The sequence below is a fragment of the Pedobacter sp. NO84 genome, assembly GCF_059703915.1.
In genome coordinates this window covers 2480955-2498971 of sequence record NZ_AP046575.1, presented here as the reverse complement: position 1 = coordinate 2498971, position 18017 = coordinate 2480955, and the positions used below count along the sequence as shown (strand labels likewise).

The window sequence follows — 18017 nt, the reverse complement described above, 5'->3', positions numbered from 1 at the left end:
ACCAGACGCCAAACGCTTAACGCCAAACGCCAACCGCCCAATGCCCATCACCGAAGCAGATATTTTATACGAAGATAACCACCTCATAGCCATCAATAAACGTGCTGGCGATATTGTGCAGGTTGATGAAACGGGCGATGAACCTTTAGACGAAAAGGTAAAAAAGTATATTGCTGCGAAATATAATAAACCAAATGGTGCTTTTTTGGGTGTGGTACATCGTTTAGATCGTCCGGTTAGTGGCGTAATTCTATTTGCTAAAACCAGTAAAGCATTAGAACGGATGAATGCCATTTTCAAAAATCGCGAAGTTCGCAAGACCTATTTTGCAGTAGTACGTACTAAACCTGCTCGTTTAGAAGGTAGCTTGGTACATTGGTTAATTAAAAATCCGCAAAAAAATGTGGTTACTCCTTATAATAAAGAAGTGCCGGGAAGTCAACGCTCAGAACTTGATTACAAATTAATAGGCGAAGTAGGAGGTTTTTTCTTGTTACAGGTAAACCCCTTAACAGGAAGATCTCATCAAATTCGAGTACAACTCTCAACAATGGACTGTCCGATCGTAGGTGATAACAAGTATGGTTATCCGAGAGGAAGCAGAAAGGGAAGTATTTGCCTCCATGCACGGAAACTAGAATTTATTCACCCTGTGCAAAAAGAACCTATCTCTATTTTTGCGCCCTTACCCATTGATGGGTTTTGGGAACGATTTGAAGGGTTTTAGTCTGAAGTCTAACGTCAGAAGCTTAAGTCGTTAGACAGGATTTTATCGCCAAACGCCAATCGCCTAGCCTTCATCGCTTATCGCCAAACGCTTATCGCCAAATACTTACCGCCTAATAGCACTCCACCTTACTAAACACCAGTCCTTCTCCAAACTTTAAATTGGCGGTATTTTTGAACATCGTTTTTCCGTTTTTTTCTTCTATATCGCCATAACCTTCTAGCAATTGATCGCCTTTTTTAAGGAAGGCAATCTGCCTAACCGATTCTTTTCCTTCTGAGTTGAACGTATATTCGGCTATTAGCGTATCTCCATGAAGTTCTCCCTCAAAAATTCCCTTATTTTTATCCTTCTCAAATAGATTATAACTAAGCTCACCTGTGGTTATTGGCCCTGAACTCATTAAAGTCATTTTTGCAGTATCCCTATTTTTAATGTAGTTATAACAATATTGTTGGGTGCCTGCTACAATGTTAGTGTCTACTGGACTGGTGTCGCTGGTCTGGTGATCAGTAGTGTTACTTTGACAGGCTGTAAGTGTAGCAATGATGCTTGCTAGTGCGAAGAGGCTATTTTTAAAAGACATAAAGGGTTGATTAATTTATAATTAGCAACAATAATTATGCTAAAAAGTTTTTGATCTAACGAAAAGGTTATTTGATTTTAAAAACCAATTGCCGACATTAGGTATAAATTCAAACGCTCCATGAATTCTACCCATTGTCTAAATTGTGAATCTGAAGTAGCGAAAGCTCAAAATTTTTGTGCTCATTGTGGCCAAACAACCAAAATCCATCGTTTTACGTTAGGCCATTTTTTTCATGAAGGTTTTCATGCCTTTACACATGCCGATAAAGGACTTTTTTATCTGCTAAAAGAACTCACCATTAGGCCAGGGATTGTAGCCCGAGAATACATTTCAGGAAAACGAAAAAAGTATTTTAATCCTTTTACTTTCTTCTTATTACTTGCCGCTTTTTTTGTGCTTTCGAACAGCTTTAATAAGTCCGATCTTAACCAGACGAAACCCATCCCGAAAGAGTTGTCTTATATAAAAGACCCTAGACAAAAGGAAAAAGCTATGGCCATGTTCCAACGAGGGAATACAGCAAAGGTTTTCATTGCTAGACATGGAAATATTATTGCTATGGTAGCTGTACCTTTTTTTGCGTTGTATTTTTATTTAATCTACTACCGGAAAAAATACAATTATTCAGAGCATTTAGTGGCCAATCTTATGTTTGTAAGTTTGGCTAATCTGGCATTTTCTCTTATCGTGTTTCCCATACAAACTTTCCTTAACGGAAATCCTATTGCAGCAGTGATACCTTTGTTAGGTTTAATTATGCAATGGATCTATTTTGTAATTGCCTACAAAGGGTTTATGCAGTTGAAGGGTTTTTGGCCAATGCTAAAGTTAACTTTTGGTGCCTTAATAGCAATAGTAATTTGGTCTTTTCTCAACTTCACCCTCATTGCTATTTATATTTACCAAAATCTTCATTTTTATGAATTTTATCAATACTTGGGGCGCTAATAAAAGTTAAACCCTCAATTTCTTTTATTCATTTGCTGATGCAGATCTGTCATAAAAGCCAAATATTCTTTCAATGGATTTAGCCCCATTTTCTTTCTTCTTTTGTCTACACTTTTTGGATTAGCCAGATTTTTGGCTATAGCTATTCCATTTTCATAGTCGCACTGAGAGCCATATAACTGCTTTTTACCACTTTTGATCAACATTTTATCAGTTAGTAACGCAATTTCCCGCCCGGAGATATTATTCCTATTAACTTCTCTTTTAGCTAAGGCGATTACCTGATTTTGGAAATCGATATCTGAAAAACTGTGATTAACCATGGTTAAAAAATTGTTTGAGCTTTTTTCGCCTACCATGCTATACGTAGGTAGTCCATACGTTACAATAATCTTTTTTAATATGGGGATGTGCCTATTAAATGTTTCCATTTTAACATTCTCTAAACTATCCATCGTTGTTTTAGGAACCTTTTTTTGATTAGCCTCAATCATATTCAGTTGCACCAACTGATCAACGTAAAGTAAACTATCGATTTGCTTTTGGAGGATTGGGTTTTGTTGTTGTGAAAAGCTTGGAGATGTTAGAAACGCACACAAGGCGATGATTATGGATTTCTTCATGATTTTTTATTTCAAACCTAAGGAGAAATGAAATTAATTGATTGGAAAAATCAGACACTTATTGAAACCTCCAAGCAATTTTTCTGCTGTCATCGAACCAAATAGATGAAATAAAATTCTTAGGTGTTAATCGGGAAATTTTTTTAAATTCATTGATATAGTGTGCCTGATCGAAATAACCGCTTTCGAGCGCTACTGCAGACATTTTACTTTTATATTCAGGATTGCTCGCTTTATTTAATGCGGTTCTAAATTTGATAATGGCGCGAAATTGTACCGGACTTATACCAAAATGTCTTTTAAACAAACGGTAAATAGTTTTGTAAGGAATACCAAGTTTAATAGTGAGTTGATTAAAGGAGATTGAATCTGAAGCACAGGTCATAGCCACAATTGTGCGAAAACGGTTAAGTTCTTCTGTATGTTTGATATTTGCAATAATTTCGGTTTCAAGCGACGTTACGTCGAAACCATTTTTTAAAATTTTATCCACCGCAGGTTTTAAAAAATCAAATTGATTTGTTTCTTTCAAACCCCTATAAAGCAATTTCCCCAGTTTTTCTGTAGCAATACAATTAAGCCCAAGAGGCTTAAATACGATGCAAAATTCTTGAATTTCTGGTGGCATAGAAATGTGCACAGGCTCTAACGTGCGCCCCACGACTACTGTTTTTAATCCAGAATCATTATCTTTTTCTACAATGGTGTGATCAGGGAAGATCTTGATGTTGCATTTATCAAGAAAACAAAGAGCAGTATTAACAGAGGGATAGGCTATATATTGTGCAGCCTTTAGGTCAGCCTTTGTAGATAAAGTATAATAATAATCAATGTAATCTTTTAAAATCGGATTGATAACTGAAAGCTGTTTAATTTCCATGATATAAATATGATCTTTTTATAATGTAATCCGTGGCATGGGAGCCGCATATTGACCTAAAAGGCTATCAAAGATGGAAAATCTTTATCTCTTGCAAAATGCAACGGTATCATTCAGAATCCATTTTCCATTGGCCCATCTTACTTCCTCTTTGAGTTTTTTTAAAGTTCTTTTTTAAAGCACACACTATTTTCCATTTGTGCGTATTGCCCATAATTAGGGATAACTTCATAACCACATTTATGATAAAGTGCAATGGCTTCGGGCTGCCTTTTACCGGTTTCGAGCACACATTTTTTATAGCCTAATTCTGCAGCCCATTTTTCGAGGGCTGTTAAAATTTGTGTGGCAACTCCTTTATTTCTGCCATCGGGCGATGTATACATCCGTTTTACTTCCATCACATTCTGTTTGTACTCTTTGATCGCACCGCATCCAATGGGCTTATCTTTTTCAAAAGCCACAATTACATGTTTAATCAGATCAACTTTGTTGTATTGTGCATAATATGAATGTTCTTCACCATCTTTTTCAGCAAGGTAAGCATCAAGATGTTTTACGAGTTCAATAAAGTGAGGGTCGGTTGAGGTGGTTCTTTGGAGGGTAATCATCTTAGAAATTTAAGGTTATTGATCTTTCAAGTTTAGGAATTCCCCATCAATAATCAGCAGTTTAACTCCATTTTTGGAAATTGATCGATGGGAGCTCAAATCATCTGAAACGATGTAAGACATTCCTGCATACAGTGTAAACGTTTCTCCGGTTTGCAGTTCGCTCACAAACTCTCCTGCTAGGCAATGAACAATATGACCTTTGGTACACCAATGGTCTGCTAAATAGCCAGCGCTATATTCCACAATCCGTAAACGTAGCCCATTAAATTGAATGGTTTGCCAGTAGGATGTCCCAGTTTCTCCCCGGTGTGTGGTTTTTTCTACTGTAGACCAGTCTATGGATTGGAATGGGATGTTTTTAGTATCAATCATCAATTACCTTCCAGTTCTTTTAAACGATTTTTTCCTTCCTGATTGTCTGTGCCCAGAGCAATCAATTTTTTATACCAGCTAATTGCGTCCTCTTTTCTGCCTAGCATTTGATAGGTTTTGGCCATGGTTAATAACACAAGGTCTTTATTGGGAAACTCAGCTACATTATTTTCGCCAATAATTCTTGCATCTTCATATCTTTTCAGGTTATAAAGTTCGTTGGCTAAAAAATCCATGGAAATCCAGTCTACATAGTAGCCGGCAGTGTCTTTTTTCATAGCCGAATAAGCTTCAACAGCTTTAGCGGCACCTTTTGTGGCGATTAAAGTTGCCATGGCTTTGTGAACGGGGTGTTTAACAACTACGGGTTTATTATCTAATGCCCTCATTAAACTCCCTGCAATACCAAAAAAATCGGTAGGCGAACTGTTGCACAAAAAAACAACCAGCCTATTGGGAGATGATGTTCTTACCAAGAATGAAATAAATCCTTCGGTCATTCCGAGATGGAAATTTGATGCTATGCTGTCTTTTTGGTATTTGAAATTCTTGTTAAACCACCCGAAACCATAATTAGCTGGAGCGATACCTGGTTTAAACATTTCATCAGTTAATTTTTTATTGAGCAATGTATTTTTCGAGAGTGCGGTATGTAATTTAAAGAGGTCTTCTACTGTAGAATAGAGGTCGCCGGTACCCATGGTATTAGACTGGTCCCTGAAATCTGCGCTTTTATATTCTCCTAGGCTATAATCGTAACCCGATGCTCTTTTGTTTACCACTTGCATATGGGCATAAGAACCAGAACTGTTCATTCCAATCTTATCAAAAATATCATCCTTCATTGCTTGGGAGTACGACTTTCCGGTTACTTTTTCTACGATATAACCTAAGGTATAATAACCCCAACTGCTGTAGTAATAGCCTTTGCCCGGCTCAAATACCAAAGGCGCATCCTGGTATAATTTAATGTATTCTTCTCTAGTATAATATTGTCTGCTCATTTTAGGGAAGAAATCCTGATAAATGTCGTAGTTAGGCATACCCGAGGTGTGGCTTAGTAATTGCCGAATTGTAATTTTATCCCCGTTATTTTTAGAAAATTCAGGAATATAATGGCTAATGGTCTGATCAAGATCGATGAGGCCTTTTTGAACCTGAATCAGCACAAGTAGTGCGGTTATGGGTTTGGAGACCGAACCGATCATGAATTTGGTATCCGTAGCATTTGGAATGTTCCATTCGCGATTGGCCATTCCGAAAGCGCCTTTATAAACTACATCCTCACCTTCGGCCACCAGCACGCTGCCATCAAACATGTTGAAATTATGATAAGATTTCATGATTTCTTCTATCTTATCTTTCTTGCTTTGTGCGCAGAGCGATGATGCGCATGCAAAGAGCAAAGCCGAAATTAACAATGATTTCATGTTTAAAATTTAGGTTAAAAAATCAGGATCTTAAAACTGATACAAAATACAAAAAAGTAATCGTTGTTTAGAAATTCTAATCCGGAAGTTGTAGGGCCTTCCAAACCGGCTTCGAAATGGCTTTTTTTAAGTTAAGCAATTGAATGAATTCTTGCTCGGCCTTGTCTGTATTTTCGTTTGCCTTATAATATTCGTAGGCGTAATAATGGCCCCAAAAGCGGATAAATGTTTCTTTATCTCGTTGCAGTATGGCTGTATCAGCTAATGAAATTTCCTTACAAGAATTACTTGCCGTGGTTTGTGCCATTATCGACAGCAAGGCTTCTTCGGCCTTTCCATCCTCGCTTTTACTTATTAAACGCTGAAACCTTGCTCTATCGGTGAAAAATATACCTGATTTAGAGGGTATGGTTGTTGCAAAAAAGAGACCTATAGATGTTGAACCCGCAACTAACCAAAAGGTGAAGAGCATATTTTTTGTAAGAGCTAACAAACCAAAACAAATAAGTCCGAATGCCAAGGAAGCTAAAGGCCCAGCGATTACCATTAACGCAAACTTCTTTCTGTTTTCTGGTAATTTTTCAGTAGGCACGCTGGCCGCGATCCCACCCATATAGCCTAAGTTTTTGTTAAAATACAGCTTGATGCCATTTTCGGTTCTTTTAACACCCAAAACAAAGATTACAAATAGTTCAAATCTAAATCCTTGTGCAAGGCCGGTTAGTAAATGACCGAGTTCGTGTACTGCGAGGGCTACAAAAAGCCCAAAAAATAGGGATAGGGCAAATACCAATCCATTTGGTTTCAATCCTTTCGGGAAAACGATTAATGACTGGGCAGCGTGCAGCTCGGCGCAGATTAAGCTCAGTACTAACGTGGCAATTAGGACAGAAAGTAAATATGGACGCTGTTTCACGTTATTTCTTGGCTTTCTTCGAATTTAAGTAATCTTGCCGGATCTTTACCAAATCTATTGTAGAACATTCTTTGATCAAATCTTGTATAATGGAAATCGGGATTTCTTCGGCCTCCTTAAAGTTGATACAACCTTTTTGAAAATTAGCCTGAGGCAGTAGATCTTTATATTTTGCATGTAAGGATGGGTTCATATAAATGGGCAATACATGGAGCGACATGTAATTTTTTACAGCCGATAAGCCATATTTCATCATTCCCCTGGCTTTATAAATAATCATTTCCTTGCCCATCATGGGTTCGATTACGGCGGTAACAGTTTCGTCATTTTTTAAGATGGCCTGATGAATGGCAATTAATACTTCCTGTCTGTTTTTTAGTTGATCGGATAGGTATTTTTCAATTTCCATGTTTAAACGAATTATTTACTTATAAAGTCTGATAGGGGGTCTTACAGATGTCCAAACTAATTAAATAGATATGCTATAATCAATAAACCCTGTGCTTGTTGTCTTTTTTGAAAAGCCCATGGATTCGTACAATTTTTGCGCGGTATAATTATCTGTTGCAGTTGAAAGCTCTACAGTTTCTGCACCATCATTTTTTGCGTGCTGAAATGCAGTTCGGATCAACTGTTCGCCTATCCCTTGCTTTCTATATGCTGATTCTACATACAAATCATTTAGCACCCAAATTTTTATCGCATTTTTGGATGAAAACTTAGGGTAAAGCTGGGTAAAACCTACTGGGATTTTTTCATCATTCTTAATGTCCAAAGCCACAAAAATTACAGACTCATTATTTTTTAATCGTGCTTCAATAAACCGTTTCGCTAATTCAAGATCTGAGGGCTGTTCGTAAAATACCCTGTACCTGTCAAATAAACCAATAACTAAATTACTCTCGGTATTATTTATTCTTATGATTTCCATATTCAAAATCTTTCTGTATCAGCAGGTTGTGTTATGCTGTTACAACAACAACATTCTTGCCAAGGGTCTTAAAGCGCACTCCATTTTCTTGCTCAACCGTTATGGTCAGGTGGCCCGTTTTGCTGATGTTTAGATCCCTCGCGGTGCCAGATTTACCAACGTGGGTACCACCAATTACCTTACATTGATCACCATCTTTTAACTCTTGTGAATTTATCATGTTCTAAAAATTGTCATTTATGAATTGGATTTATCATAATCCAATAGCGTTAAACCTTTAGCGAGCCGCGAAATCCTCTAGCAGCATAATAAGACTCGGCTCCGTTGTGATAAACGAAGACTGTACCATAACGATAATCAGAAAATAGTGCTCCTCCAAGTTGTCTGATGTTGGCTGGTGTTCTTATCCAACTTGATGTTTTTGTATCAAAATTTCCGAACCCCTGTAAAGTTCGATATTCATCCTCGCTTAACATTTCGATGCCCATATTTGCAGCCATGTTCATTGCACTATCGGCTGGTTTATGTTCTTTCCTAGCCTCAAGCGCTGCGTGGTCATAACATACACTTCGGCGGCCTTTCGGACTTTCAGGCGCACAATCATAAAAAATATACGACTCAGTTTTATTGTCGTACCCTACAACATCAGGCTCACCACCGGTTACTTCCATTTCATCAAGCGCCCATAGTTTTTCGGCATTAGCTTGCAGTTTTGCTGCTATTTTTGCCCATTCAAGTCCTTTATGCCGATTCATGTTTTTCTCAAACCGTGCTTTCAAGATGCTGAGCAGTTCTTGGCTTTGCTCAGGTAATAGTTCCTTTTTATTATTTTTCATAATCGTTTTCTGCTATTCATCGGATGAATATTTGCATTATGCCTATATTCATCCGATGAGTCATCCGATGACAAATTAATCATTTAGTCCTTTTCCATTTATAATCTTTGGTATATATTTTTCAATCCTCGACTCTCTTGTTTTGGATTGTTTGGGTGCAGCAAAATGGAGTAGATAGGCTCTTTGCCTCCCAGGGGTTAAGGTTTCAAATGCAGTTTTTAATTCGGGAATCTGATTTAATTTATATTTAAATTCTTCGGGGACTGAAAATTCTTTCGTCTTTTTGAAATCTACTTTCAGCCCTGCTTTCTCCACTTGAATGGCTTCATATATATATGCTTTCAGCGCAGTTTTCAGCTCAACAATTTGTACACTAGAGCTGAAGCGGATTTGGCGAGCTGCCTGCACATTTTCAGTTTGTTGAACTAAAATTCCATTTGGATCGTTTAACAATGCTCCTTTAAAGAATAAGAGTGCACAATATTCCTTAAACACATGGATAAGCACAATGTTGCTTTCTTGAAAGGTATAACAGGGAACGCCCCATTTTAATTCTTCGTTAAGCTCGCAACTGAGCACTATAGTCCTTAATTCTTCTAGTTCTTGTTGCCAATTTTTGGCGTTGTTAAAATAAAAATCTACGCGAGGATTTGTGTTTTCCATTATTAGTTTTTTCTTGCAGGCTTTTGAGTACCAAGATACTAAATTAAGCCTATTAACTAAAGATCAATCCAAGTGTTTTACATAACCGGTTGATGTTGGTGCAAATCCCATTTTAGGATAAAAGAGATGCGCTGATTCTCGTTCTGGTTTATTACCACAGTTTAAAATAATCAGCTTAGCTGCTATTTTTTTTCCTAATTGCTCAGCATGTTCAATCAGTTTTTTTCCAATGCTCAAACGCCTAAATTCTTTCTTTATCACCAGGGCCTGCACACGCAGAAAATGCCCGTTTTGTTCCCAAAAATAATGCTTGTTCAAGCCCATGTATCCCACCACGTTTCCATCAACTACAGCAATAACAGTCCAATGATTTTCCAAGCGGTTGATTATCTTCATTCTCGCCTCCATTTCTTCCACAGTGGTGGGATAGCCTAACTCGTTGGTTAAGCTTGCTAAGCTTTTACTATCGGTAAGCTCAAAATTTCTGATGATGATGCTATCTTTTGTCAAAGTGTTGCTTTCAAATTTTGTTTTAACATACGGATGCGTTGTATTCTTGCCCTATTGTAGCGCTGTAATATAATTGGATATACATTCAGCAGCAGGTTTAGCAAAATAATCGGGATTATCCACATGTACCTTCCTTTGGTATACAACCAAATTAGCATGATAATATTAAAGATGAGATTGAGCAAATGCACAATCTCATTGAAGTTGGTACGGGCTTCCCAATCTAATGCCGACTGATAATTAGTTACAATCTTAAAATTTGGATCGGTTTTTCTTAGTTTTTTAGTCACCAAGTCTCCAGATGAAGCAAACTTTTTAAAATAGCGCACACCCAACTTCTCGTAAAAGTGTCCGTTAAGTTCAAAAGCCCTAATTTTTAAATAGTTGATGCCCCTCATTGCTAAATGCAATTTAATGATTTGGAGGGAAAAATTCTCGGTCAATTATATGGTGCTACCCTTCTTTATCAATTCCTTAATCTTTTGATTTCTCGCCCAAAGAAAACCAGTTTCCTGAATCATCAACGAAAAGTGCCTCGTAAGCATAAAATTCTTTTGTAGGGGGTTTCTTAAAAGTAACTCCTTTGGCTTTTAATTCTTCGTAGGTGGCATTAAGGTTGTTGCATTCAAATACTCCAAATCCAAAGGTTCCATTCTTTACTAATTCTCTCATTTGTTTTGCCGATTCGCCTTTAAACATCATTCCCTCTTCAATAGCCATTAATGAGATTTCTAATTCTGGCTGTTCTGGTGGACAAACGGTTAACCAACGCATTCCTGGGCCCATCGGGGCATCGGTATGAACTTTAAAACCAAGTTTATTTACGTAAAACTCAAAAGCACTCTCTTGATCTAGGACAAAGATGCTAACGTGGTTCATTTTTGTAATCATTGTATGGATATCTTTTTAGTTAAACAATGATCCAAATGTCAACATTGTCTTTTTGTTAAACCTCTTGAAAATTGCTATTCTTTGTCCACCCTTTTTGTTCGGCAAAACACTGGGGTATAAAATTTAGTGGCTGAGATTTAATTTCTTTCTGCCGGATGCGATGTTGTTTTTGATATTGAGATGGAGTTTTTCCTTCACTTTTCTTAAATAAGCCAGTAAACGAGGTAATACTGTCAAAACCAACCATAAAGCAGGTTTCAGAAACGTTGTGATCGCGCTGTAAGAAATGCTTTGCATTTTCGATTCTAACCTGGGTTAAGTATTGATGAGGGGTTTTGTTATACGTGGATTTGAAAAGTCGAATAAAATGAAATTTTGAAAAATAAGCCTCGTCGGCAATCTTTTCAAGCTCAATGTTAGCCGTATAATTTTTGTCGATAAACAGTTTAGCCTTAACAATCCGATTGTAGAGGTAAAATTTAGGATAAGAATATGTTGCCTGTTTCAACTGCTATTTATTAAGGTCTGGCATGCCTTGGTTGATAAACCCCAAGTTTACCCCCGCCAGGTAAAGTAAGTTGAACCAACAGCCCCCAGCCTTGATCCCGGATTTCGCTGCATGCTATTTTATGCGTTGTAAGTTGCGTTACAAATGTATTGATGTCATCGCATATGAGGTACATTTCATGATGCTCACTGTATGGTGATGGATGAATGGCCAGTTCTGAAGGAGGAAGTCCAAAAATCAACCAGCCATGTCCAACATCAACATTTGTTAACTTTAAAATATCACGAAAAAACGCTTTATCCGCATCTGCGTCTTTTGAATAGATAATTAAATGTGCTCCTGATATCATGGTATTATTTTTTTCAAGTTCTAATTTCAATATATTTCTCTACTATTTTAGTTTTTATTTAATTTTCTATAGCACAAGGGACTTCTAATCACATCAATATCTAATTCATAATCAGTTGAATAAAAGAGAACTTCCTCATTTTATGTATGGTTTTGTTATAAATTCCGAGTAACTTGTATCTCGTTATTTGGTTTTTGACAATTGGTTGTTTGGGTGATGTTGGTAATTTCAATTTGACTTTAACAAAATGAAATGCCTTTTTAAAGGTAAAACCCATATTTCGATAAAAGTGGACAGTCTTTAATGGCTTAGACATTGTAAATCTCAAAACAAAAAAATTAATATATGACTACCCAGCTATATATTACCAAGAACATTTTTATGCTGCTATTAGTAGTGTTGCTAACAGAAGTAAGCACCTGTAAAAAGCAATCCATTACTGATCCTGTTTCTGCGGTGAGTATGGTAGATTTTGAAACAAGACTGGATAATCTACGAAAAGGGTCAAACATCCCGGGGATAACTGCGGGTATTATTAAAGAGGGGCAAATAATTTGGATAAAAAATTACGGTTATGCCAATGTCCAAAAAAATATACCGGTTAGTAATGCTACGATTTTTCATCTGGCATCTCTTACCAAAACCTTTGCATCTACTGTGATCGTGCAACTTGAAGATGAGGGTAAAATCAACCTAAATGCTCCGGTATCCAACTTTGGGATTAAGTTGCCTGGCACCGACACTGTAAGAGTGATCCATTTATTAACACACACGTCTGAAGGGGTGCCCGGCCATAATTACAGCTACAATGGCAGCAGGTATGCTGCATTATCCCAGGTTATCGAATCCGGCACGGGTAATACTTTCCATAAGCTAGTTGCGGACCGAATAACAAAACCGCTAGGTTTACAAAGTACAGCCCCTAGCAATATGAAACTAGCAATGGCTGATGGGTTTGATACCCTGCGCTTAAAGCAAAATACTGCACAGGGGTATCAATCCAATGGGATTGAAACTGTAAATTATCCTAAAAACTTCAGTACGGCCGCTGGGCTGATTTCTACTATAGATGATATGTTGAAATATGCTGGGGCTTTGGACGATAACGCCCTATTATCGGATAAGATGAAAGCAAAAGTCTTTACGCCAATGGTTTCTAATGAAGGTAGAATACTTCCCTATGGATTAGGATGGTTTATACAGGAAAAGGAAGGAGCAAAAATAACCTGGCACTATGGATATTGGACAGGTATGTCATCGTTGATTATTAGAATTCCCGAAAAAAAGCTTTCGTTTATAATTATGGCCAATAGTGATATGCTAAGTGCACCCTATCCTCTCGGAAATGGCGACGTATGGGTTTCGCCCTATGCAAGGGAATTTTTGAAATCATTTGTTTTAGCCGGAGCAAAGCTTTAAGCCGCTCCAAGGAGTCCCTCTTGGGACAAAGACGCAAGGAAAATAAATAGTTGGCATCTTTCTTCGTGTCTTTTTGCCTACTGCTAAATAGCCCTCATTTTATTTCCCTTAGGATCATGAGTAAGTTCAGCAAGCCCAAGTGCTTCCATCAAGGGAGGAACATACATTCCGAAGCGACCACGAAGGCCCTTTTTCAATCCGTACCATCCACCAACGGGATTAGTTTCAGATCGACCCCAGGCTTCAACTGTGTTTTCTTTTGCGGATTTCTGTTCATCGGCACTGCCCAGCTCCATCCAATCGCCATGCGCTATTAACATTTTATGTAGGTCTGCAAGACATCGAAATTGATAATGTAGAATGGTTTTACCGACTGTGCATACTAAAATTTCGTTCCCATCTTTACTGTCTTTGTACATGGTAAAGTCTGAGGACAGGGGTGGTGTTTTTAAAATCCATGGATTTTCTTTGGTGCCGGTTTGCATAAAAAATTGTTAAGGTCAGAAGCCAATCTGAATTCGGCTTATATGTAAGTTACTAATTTAGGAACATTTTAATTAAAGACAGCTGCGCACATGGATATTAATTGTTTAGAAATTAATATTTCTTAGTGGGAAACTATCTTTAATCTTACCACACGTAAAGTTTTGAGAAGATATCTGGTCCTGTACCAATATGCATAAAATTCTTGCTGTCTGCTAGGTATTGATTGTTAACTAAAAATTTATAGATCACTTCTCCTTTTGGTAGGGTTATTTCACAGGTCCAGAAACCATTTTCTTTTTTCATAGCAACAGGATTTTTTGTCCATTTCGTAAAATCGCCCATAATAGAGACCTGTGTAGCTCCTTCGAAATCAGGTAATTTAAAAGTAACTTTCTGATCTACCTGTTTCCCAAATAGGGTAGCTACGTAATTATTAGGTTCTTTTTGTAATGCCTCATTAAAATATTTTTTGCTTTCGTCGCTATTGTTTTCCTTTCGGTAGGCAACGCCCAGCCAAGAATAGATGGATGTTTTTTGTGAATCAAATTCTTTTAAGCATGTTAACAGTTTAATGGCGTCATGCGTTTTACCTTTTTCGATCCAATTTATTGCAAGATTTATGGCATCGTCATTTTTAAAGTTGTAGGTATTAAAACCGTTTTTCCGCAATGCACTGTAAGAGTCTGTCGCTGCATCTATTCCATTGGCGATGTATTGTTTTTCTAAAACTGGCGTGATACTTTTTGGGAAATAATCGATGATATCTTGGTGGTGTTTTACTTTCTTTAATTCGCTCATCAATGGAAGGGTAGCTACTGTGCTAAAATCATTTTTGCTATATAAGTAGATGGTGCTGGTTTTTAAGTCTATAGCCATCGAATAATTGGAGATAAGATTATTTGGAAGTTTTTGGCTCGATTTTTCTAAGATGGTGGTAATCCTAGCTAAATTAATCGGCTGATCAGTATTTAAATAAAGGGACACAACCTCTCTTCTATAACAAGGCTCCTTGTATCCATTATCTATGCAGTAATTAGTGAGCGCAAAATTATTATCAGTTTTACGAATAACGGATCTCCCTGTAACGGTTGCATAGTTTCCGGTGCGATCGCCAATAAATAATTGCGCATGTTTAAGCCCTATTAAATTGTATTGGTTTAGGTAAGCCAATGCTTCATTAACGGTTTTGCATTTCTTTAGTATATTGGTAACTACCTGTTTTTTTCTATCTTTTTTTTGTTTGTCTTCTATAATTGGAATTTCGGCTATTGCTGTAAAATCCATGAACAATCCATATTCATTTAGTCCCCCCTGTGGATTTAAATAGGATAAACCATTTAATAATTTTCCAAATGATAGCTCTGTCCAAATGGAATACCCATAATTATTTTTTTCTGCCGGGTAATACCATATCCTATAGGTTACGTTTTGGAGCTCATCTTCATTGTTACCTATCCACACATTTTTCCCATCGTTGGCCATAAAAATGGTACAGGCATTAGCGGTGAGGCCACTTGTTAAAATAAAGCACAATAAAAGGTAAGTCATTCTATTTAATTTTTGCATCATTCTATGTTTAGGATAGGAAAGGCTAAAATTAGAGATCAAGAAACCCTTTAATGTTCGCTTTTATCCAACGGAACATGTTTACTATTTTTTCTGAGCTTTGATGTATTGAGAGGGAGAAACCCCAACCATTTTTTTAAAGGTGATATTAAAGGTGGTCTTTGAGTTAAAACCTGATGCAAAAGCGATGCCCAAGATGTTCAGTTCTTCCATCCTTGAAGACGTTAACAATTTCTTAGCCTCATCAACCCTGTATTTATTTATAAAGGTGTAAAAGTTGTCTTTTGTGATTTCATTAATTAAAAATGAAGCCTCATGAATGCTGATGCCTAATTTATTTGCAACAGTAGGTAGGTCCAAGTCATTGTCCAGAAAAAGCCTATCTACCTCCATAAGGGATATTAGCTTAACCGATAAATGTGTTATTTGGTCTATGTTCAATCTTTTTTGCCTCTCCACAGTTGTTTCTACTACTTCTGATATTTCTTGAATATCCTTTTCCTTAAAAGAAAAAATTGTTTTTTGCTGTACAGAGAAATAGGCTAGGAAAAAAATAGATCCAGCATATACATAAGAGGTTGCTGCAGTTAAAAATGGCAATTCAAAAAGTGCATCATTGATCCAAATCAGTATAGTAAGCAATAGAATGAATAAGAATTGGAGCAGCCAGTCTAAATTAATGCGGTCAATAGAAGAAGAAACCAACTTTAACCTGGTTTTATGCTTTGCTAAGGCGATATAAGATAGGATCAGATAAAATAAGGTTTGAAAGGGAAGCAGGTCCCTCACCAAAAATGATACGTTTGTGTTTACTCGAAAGAGCACAACAAGCGAGATGCTCTCTTTTCCCAAGAAGAGTAGATGTTCTAGAATAGTATAGATTGCAAAGGGAACGAAATGGATCCAATCGAGCTTATTAAATACTTTAGTTGGTTTTACAAAAAAGAGAATGCTAATAAATAGACTGGGCGACAAAAGGAATTGTAAGCTGCTTAAACATTTAAATATTAAGCTATTTGGGCTGTTTACCTCTGTTTTTATGAAGTAGGTGTTAATAAAAGCACAACTAATGATAAAAACAAAAAAGCTAAGCCATCTATTCGCAATTACATTTTGGCGTAGGGGATGAAAAAACAATATAAAACTAAGCAATAAGCTGGCGCCAGAAATAAAGCAAACTAAAAATAGATTCATTGCAATAAAAATAGCAAAAATCAACAATGTAAGTTCATTTATGATTTTCAGTCATTAAAGAATATCGGCTGCTACCCTTCGATTTTTTTAATTTCTAATTTTGCAGGGAGCGAGATTTCAATTTTTTTAGTAGCACTCTCATTATTTTTATTGCTTAACGGAATTATTAAAAAACTAAGGCATAAAATTGCAAAACTTAAATACCTGATGCATAGAAACCGCTGATATAATTTAATATCGTTATTTTGCTGATTTTTGGTAATGCATTTGATAAGGATTTTCAAAATGTAATCTTCAAAAGTAATTTCTGCTTTATCTTGAAATCCCCTTTGTTGTTGATTGGGATTGCGACTTACATTTTGGATTTTTACTGCTGGTGGATGAGGGATTTGGTAACTAGGATCATTTTTTCTTTTTTCTAATTCGGTTTGATAATTATGGAGTTCATTTGCTACTGGCAATAGATAGTAATCGTAACCTGTCTTAAAGTTGGAAATGGCTTTAATCAGATGATAAATTGATTTTAACAATAAAAAAGAGGTAGCTACACTAATGAAAATAAAAAATAACCTCATCCCTGAAGATATCGAGGGGTAGGAAACTACGGCATAGTATATCCTCCACTAAGAACAGACATAATTGTAATGGGCGAAGCGAACGAATTGGATATGCCAATTGAGCGTTCCAACTCTTTGTAGTACTGTTCTTTGTAAAAATCGAAATAGTTCATGTAAACGATTTTTGATTAACTTATCCTAACGGACTCCCTAAAATAAGAAAATTAGTGTTTTTCAATTCCAAATTTCATTCATCTCCGTTAGTACAATGGGATATCCATTGGTAACCACAATGGTATGTTCATGTTGGGCCATAAAGCCTCCCTTATTTCCAACCATCGTCCAACCGTCTTGCAACGTTTCGGCATAGGTAGAAGTAGTCGAAATAAACGTTTCGATCGCAACTACAGCATTTTTCTTAAACCTTGTCTGATTAAAACGATCTCGGTAATTTGCGATTTCGCTTGGTTCTTCGTGGAGGCTTCTTCCTATTCCGTGGCCTGTTAAATTTTTAATGACTTTGTAACCTCGTTTTTTTGCTTCCGATTCTATCAGATAACCAATATCGGCAATGCGGACCCCGCCCTTTATGTTGGATATCGCTTTGTGCAAGATCTGTTTTGAGGCTTCGATCAGTTTTTGATGGTGGTTTACATCCTCACCAAGTACAAATGAGCCTCCGTTGTCGGACCAAAAACCATTGAGCTCTGCTGAAACATCGATGTTAATTAGATCTCCTTCCTTAAGTATTTTTGTAGCTGAGGGAATACCGTGACAGAATTCATTATTTACGCTAATGCACGTCCATCCAGGAAAACCATAGGTTAGATGTGGCGCTGACTTTGCCCCAAAGTTGTTAAGAATCTGTGCACCATAAGTATCTAACTCCTTTGTTGTGATCCCTGGTTGAGCAAAATTTCTCATTTCTCTCAGCGCAAAGGCAACTGCTTCACTAGCTTTTTGCATCCCAATTAATTCAGACTCTTTAGTAATTGACATAGCTCTGTT

At 36.9% G+C, this 18017-nt stretch carries 26 protein-coding genes; 3 read left to right on the top strand and 23 right to left on the bottom strand.

Translation table 11 applies throughout. The annotated features are described in order from the left end of the window. Positions 1–40: 40 nt before the first annotated feature. A complete protein-coding gene (locus AC6H0V_RS10875; protein ID WP_497560208.1) occupies positions 41–727 on the top strand; it encodes an RluA family pseudouridine synthase in 687 nt (228 codons plus the stop codon). 112 nt (positions 728–839) lie between these two features. Here AC6H0V_RS10875 and AC6H0V_RS10870 read toward each other — a convergent pair whose 3' ends face one another. Then, positions 840–1313 (bottom strand): hypothetical protein, encoded by a 474-nt coding sequence (locus tag AC6H0V_RS10870; RefSeq protein ID WP_497560207.1) that lies wholly within the window; start codon positions 1311–1313, stop codon positions 840–842. A gap of 120 nt (positions 1314–1433) precedes the next feature. Here AC6H0V_RS10870 and AC6H0V_RS10865 point away from each other — a divergent pair, with 120 nt between their 5' ends. Further along, positions 1434–2264 carry a DUF3667 domain-containing protein gene (locus AC6H0V_RS10865; RefSeq protein ID WP_497560206.1) on the top strand — a complete coding sequence of 277 codons (831 nt, stop codon included), beginning with the start codon at positions 1434–1436 and terminating at the stop codon, positions 2262–2264. Between the two features lie 14 nt (positions 2265–2278). On the opposite strand, the gene AC6H0V_RS10860 is transcribed toward AC6H0V_RS10865, so the two are convergent. The 16 genes from AC6H0V_RS10860 to AC6H0V_RS10785 all read right to left on the bottom strand — a co-directional run bounded on the left by AC6H0V_RS10860 (position 2279) and on the right by AC6H0V_RS10785 (position 11817). Then, positions 2279–2887 (bottom strand): DUF6624 domain-containing protein, encoded by a 609-nt coding sequence (locus AC6H0V_RS10860; protein ID WP_497560205.1) that lies wholly within the window; start codon positions 2885–2887, stop codon positions 2279–2281. Between the two features lie 58 nt (positions 2888–2945). After that, positions 2946–3767, bottom strand: coding sequence for a helix-turn-helix domain-containing protein (locus tag AC6H0V_RS10855; protein ID WP_497560204.1), 822 nt, complete (start codon positions 3765–3767; stop codon positions 2946–2948). A gap of 161 nt (positions 3768–3928) precedes the next feature. Beyond that, complete coding sequence (locus tag AC6H0V_RS10850; protein ID WP_497560203.1) at positions 3929–4378, bottom strand: GNAT family N-acetyltransferase; 450 nt, start codon at positions 4376–4378, stop codon at positions 3929–3931. A 15-nt stretch (positions 4379–4393) separates the two neighbouring features. Next, on the bottom strand, positions 4394–4753 hold the full coding sequence (locus AC6H0V_RS10845) for a DHCW motif cupin fold protein (protein ID WP_497560202.1): 360 nt from the start codon (positions 4751–4753) through the stop codon (positions 4394–4396). After that, entirely contained in the window at positions 4753–6183 is a 1431-nt protein-coding gene (locus AC6H0V_RS10840; RefSeq protein ID WP_497560201.1) for a serine hydrolase domain-containing protein, read from the bottom strand. Before AC6H0V_RS10840 ends, AC6H0V_RS10845 begins: the two co-directional genes overlap by 1 nt. Before the next feature lie 76 nt (positions 6184–6259). Further along, positions 6260–7099 (bottom strand): M50 family metallopeptidase, encoded by an 840-nt coding sequence (locus AC6H0V_RS10835; protein WP_497560200.1) that lies wholly within the window; start codon positions 7097–7099, stop codon positions 6260–6262. A gap of 1 nt (position 7100) precedes the next feature. Beyond that, positions 7101–7508 (bottom strand): DUF1801 domain-containing protein, encoded by a 408-nt coding sequence (locus AC6H0V_RS10830; RefSeq protein WP_497560199.1) that lies wholly within the window; start codon positions 7506–7508, stop codon positions 7101–7103. A gap of 60 nt (positions 7509–7568) precedes the next feature. Next, on the bottom strand, positions 7569–8030 hold the full coding sequence (locus AC6H0V_RS10825; protein WP_497560198.1) for a GNAT family N-acetyltransferase: 462 nt from the start codon (positions 8028–8030) through the stop codon (positions 7569–7571). Between the two features lie 31 nt (positions 8031–8061). After that, complete coding sequence (locus AC6H0V_RS10820) at positions 8062–8250, bottom strand: RNA-binding protein (RefSeq protein ID WP_497560197.1); 189 nt, start codon at positions 8248–8250, stop codon at positions 8062–8064. Between the two features lie 49 nt (positions 8251–8299). Then, complete coding sequence (locus AC6H0V_RS10815; protein ID WP_497560196.1) at positions 8300–8866, bottom strand: DUF4256 domain-containing protein; 567 nt, start codon at positions 8864–8866, stop codon at positions 8300–8302. Between the two features lie 75 nt (positions 8867–8941). Beyond that, positions 8942–9529, bottom strand: a complete 588-nt coding sequence (locus AC6H0V_RS10810) for a YdeI/OmpD-associated family protein (protein ID WP_497560195.1) — start codon at positions 9527–9529, stop codon at positions 8942–8944. 63 nt (positions 9530–9592) lie between these two features. Then, on the bottom strand, positions 9593–10039 hold the full coding sequence (locus tag AC6H0V_RS10805) for a GNAT family N-acetyltransferase (protein WP_497560194.1): 447 nt from the start codon (positions 10037–10039) through the stop codon (positions 9593–9595). Further along, positions 10036–10437, bottom strand: coding sequence for a glycosyl-4,4'-diaponeurosporenoate acyltransferase CrtO family protein (locus tag AC6H0V_RS10800; protein WP_497560193.1), 402 nt, complete (start codon positions 10435–10437; stop codon positions 10036–10038). The genes AC6H0V_RS10805 and AC6H0V_RS10800 overlap by 4 nt, the downstream gene beginning before the upstream one ends. 76 nt (positions 10438–10513) lie before the next feature. Further along, positions 10514–10930 (bottom strand): VOC family protein, encoded by a 417-nt coding sequence (locus tag AC6H0V_RS10795; protein WP_497560192.1) that lies wholly within the window; start codon positions 10928–10930, stop codon positions 10514–10516. A gap of 55 nt (positions 10931–10985) precedes the next feature. Beyond that, on the bottom strand, positions 10986–11438 hold the full coding sequence (locus tag AC6H0V_RS10790; RefSeq protein ID WP_497560191.1) for a helix-turn-helix domain-containing protein: 453 nt from the start codon (positions 11436–11438) through the stop codon (positions 10986–10988). 10 nt (positions 11439–11448) lie between these two features. Beyond that, a complete protein-coding gene (locus tag AC6H0V_RS10785; RefSeq protein WP_497560190.1) occupies positions 11449–11817 on the bottom strand; it encodes a VOC family protein in 369 nt (122 codons plus the stop codon). 315 nt (positions 11818–12132) lie between these two features. Here AC6H0V_RS10785 and AC6H0V_RS10780 point away from each other — a divergent pair, with 315 nt between their 5' ends. Then, positions 12133–13206, top strand: a complete 1074-nt coding sequence (locus tag AC6H0V_RS10780) for a serine hydrolase domain-containing protein (protein ID WP_497560189.1) — start codon at positions 12133–12135, stop codon at positions 13204–13206. Positions 13207–13289: 83 nt separating this feature from the next. Here the strand turns inward: AC6H0V_RS10780 and AC6H0V_RS10775 are convergent, their stop codons facing one another. From AC6H0V_RS10775 to map, 6 genes are all read right to left on the bottom strand, one after another. After that, positions 13290–13691, bottom strand: a complete 402-nt coding sequence (locus AC6H0V_RS10775) for a DUF6855 family protein (RefSeq protein WP_497560188.1) — start codon at positions 13689–13691, stop codon at positions 13290–13292. 145 nt (positions 13692–13836) lie between these two features. Further along, positions 13837–15261: a tetratricopeptide repeat protein gene (locus tag AC6H0V_RS10770; protein WP_497560187.1), complete on the bottom strand. Its 1425-nt coding sequence runs from the start codon at positions 15259–15261 to the stop codon at positions 13837–13839. 81 nt (positions 15262–15342) lie between these two features. Beyond that, positions 15343–16452, bottom strand: a complete 1110-nt coding sequence (locus AC6H0V_RS10765) for a helix-turn-helix domain-containing protein (RefSeq protein WP_497560186.1) — start codon at positions 16450–16452, stop codon at positions 15343–15345. A gap of 71 nt (positions 16453–16523) precedes the next feature. Beyond that, complete coding sequence (locus tag AC6H0V_RS10760; protein WP_497560185.1) at positions 16524–17027, bottom strand: hypothetical protein; 504 nt, start codon at positions 17025–17027, stop codon at positions 16524–16526. 26 nt (positions 17028–17053) lie between these two features. After that, the gene (locus AC6H0V_RS10755; protein WP_497560184.1) at positions 17054–17182 is read right to left on the bottom strand and encodes a hypothetical protein; all 129 of its coding nucleotides are present in this window, start codon (positions 17180–17182) and stop codon (positions 17054–17056) included. 61 nt (positions 17183–17243) lie between these two features. After that, entirely contained in the window at positions 17244–18008 is a 765-nt protein-coding gene (map, locus tag AC6H0V_RS10750) for a type I methionyl aminopeptidase (RefSeq protein WP_497560183.1), read from the bottom strand. Positions 18009–18017: the final 9 nt, after the last annotated feature.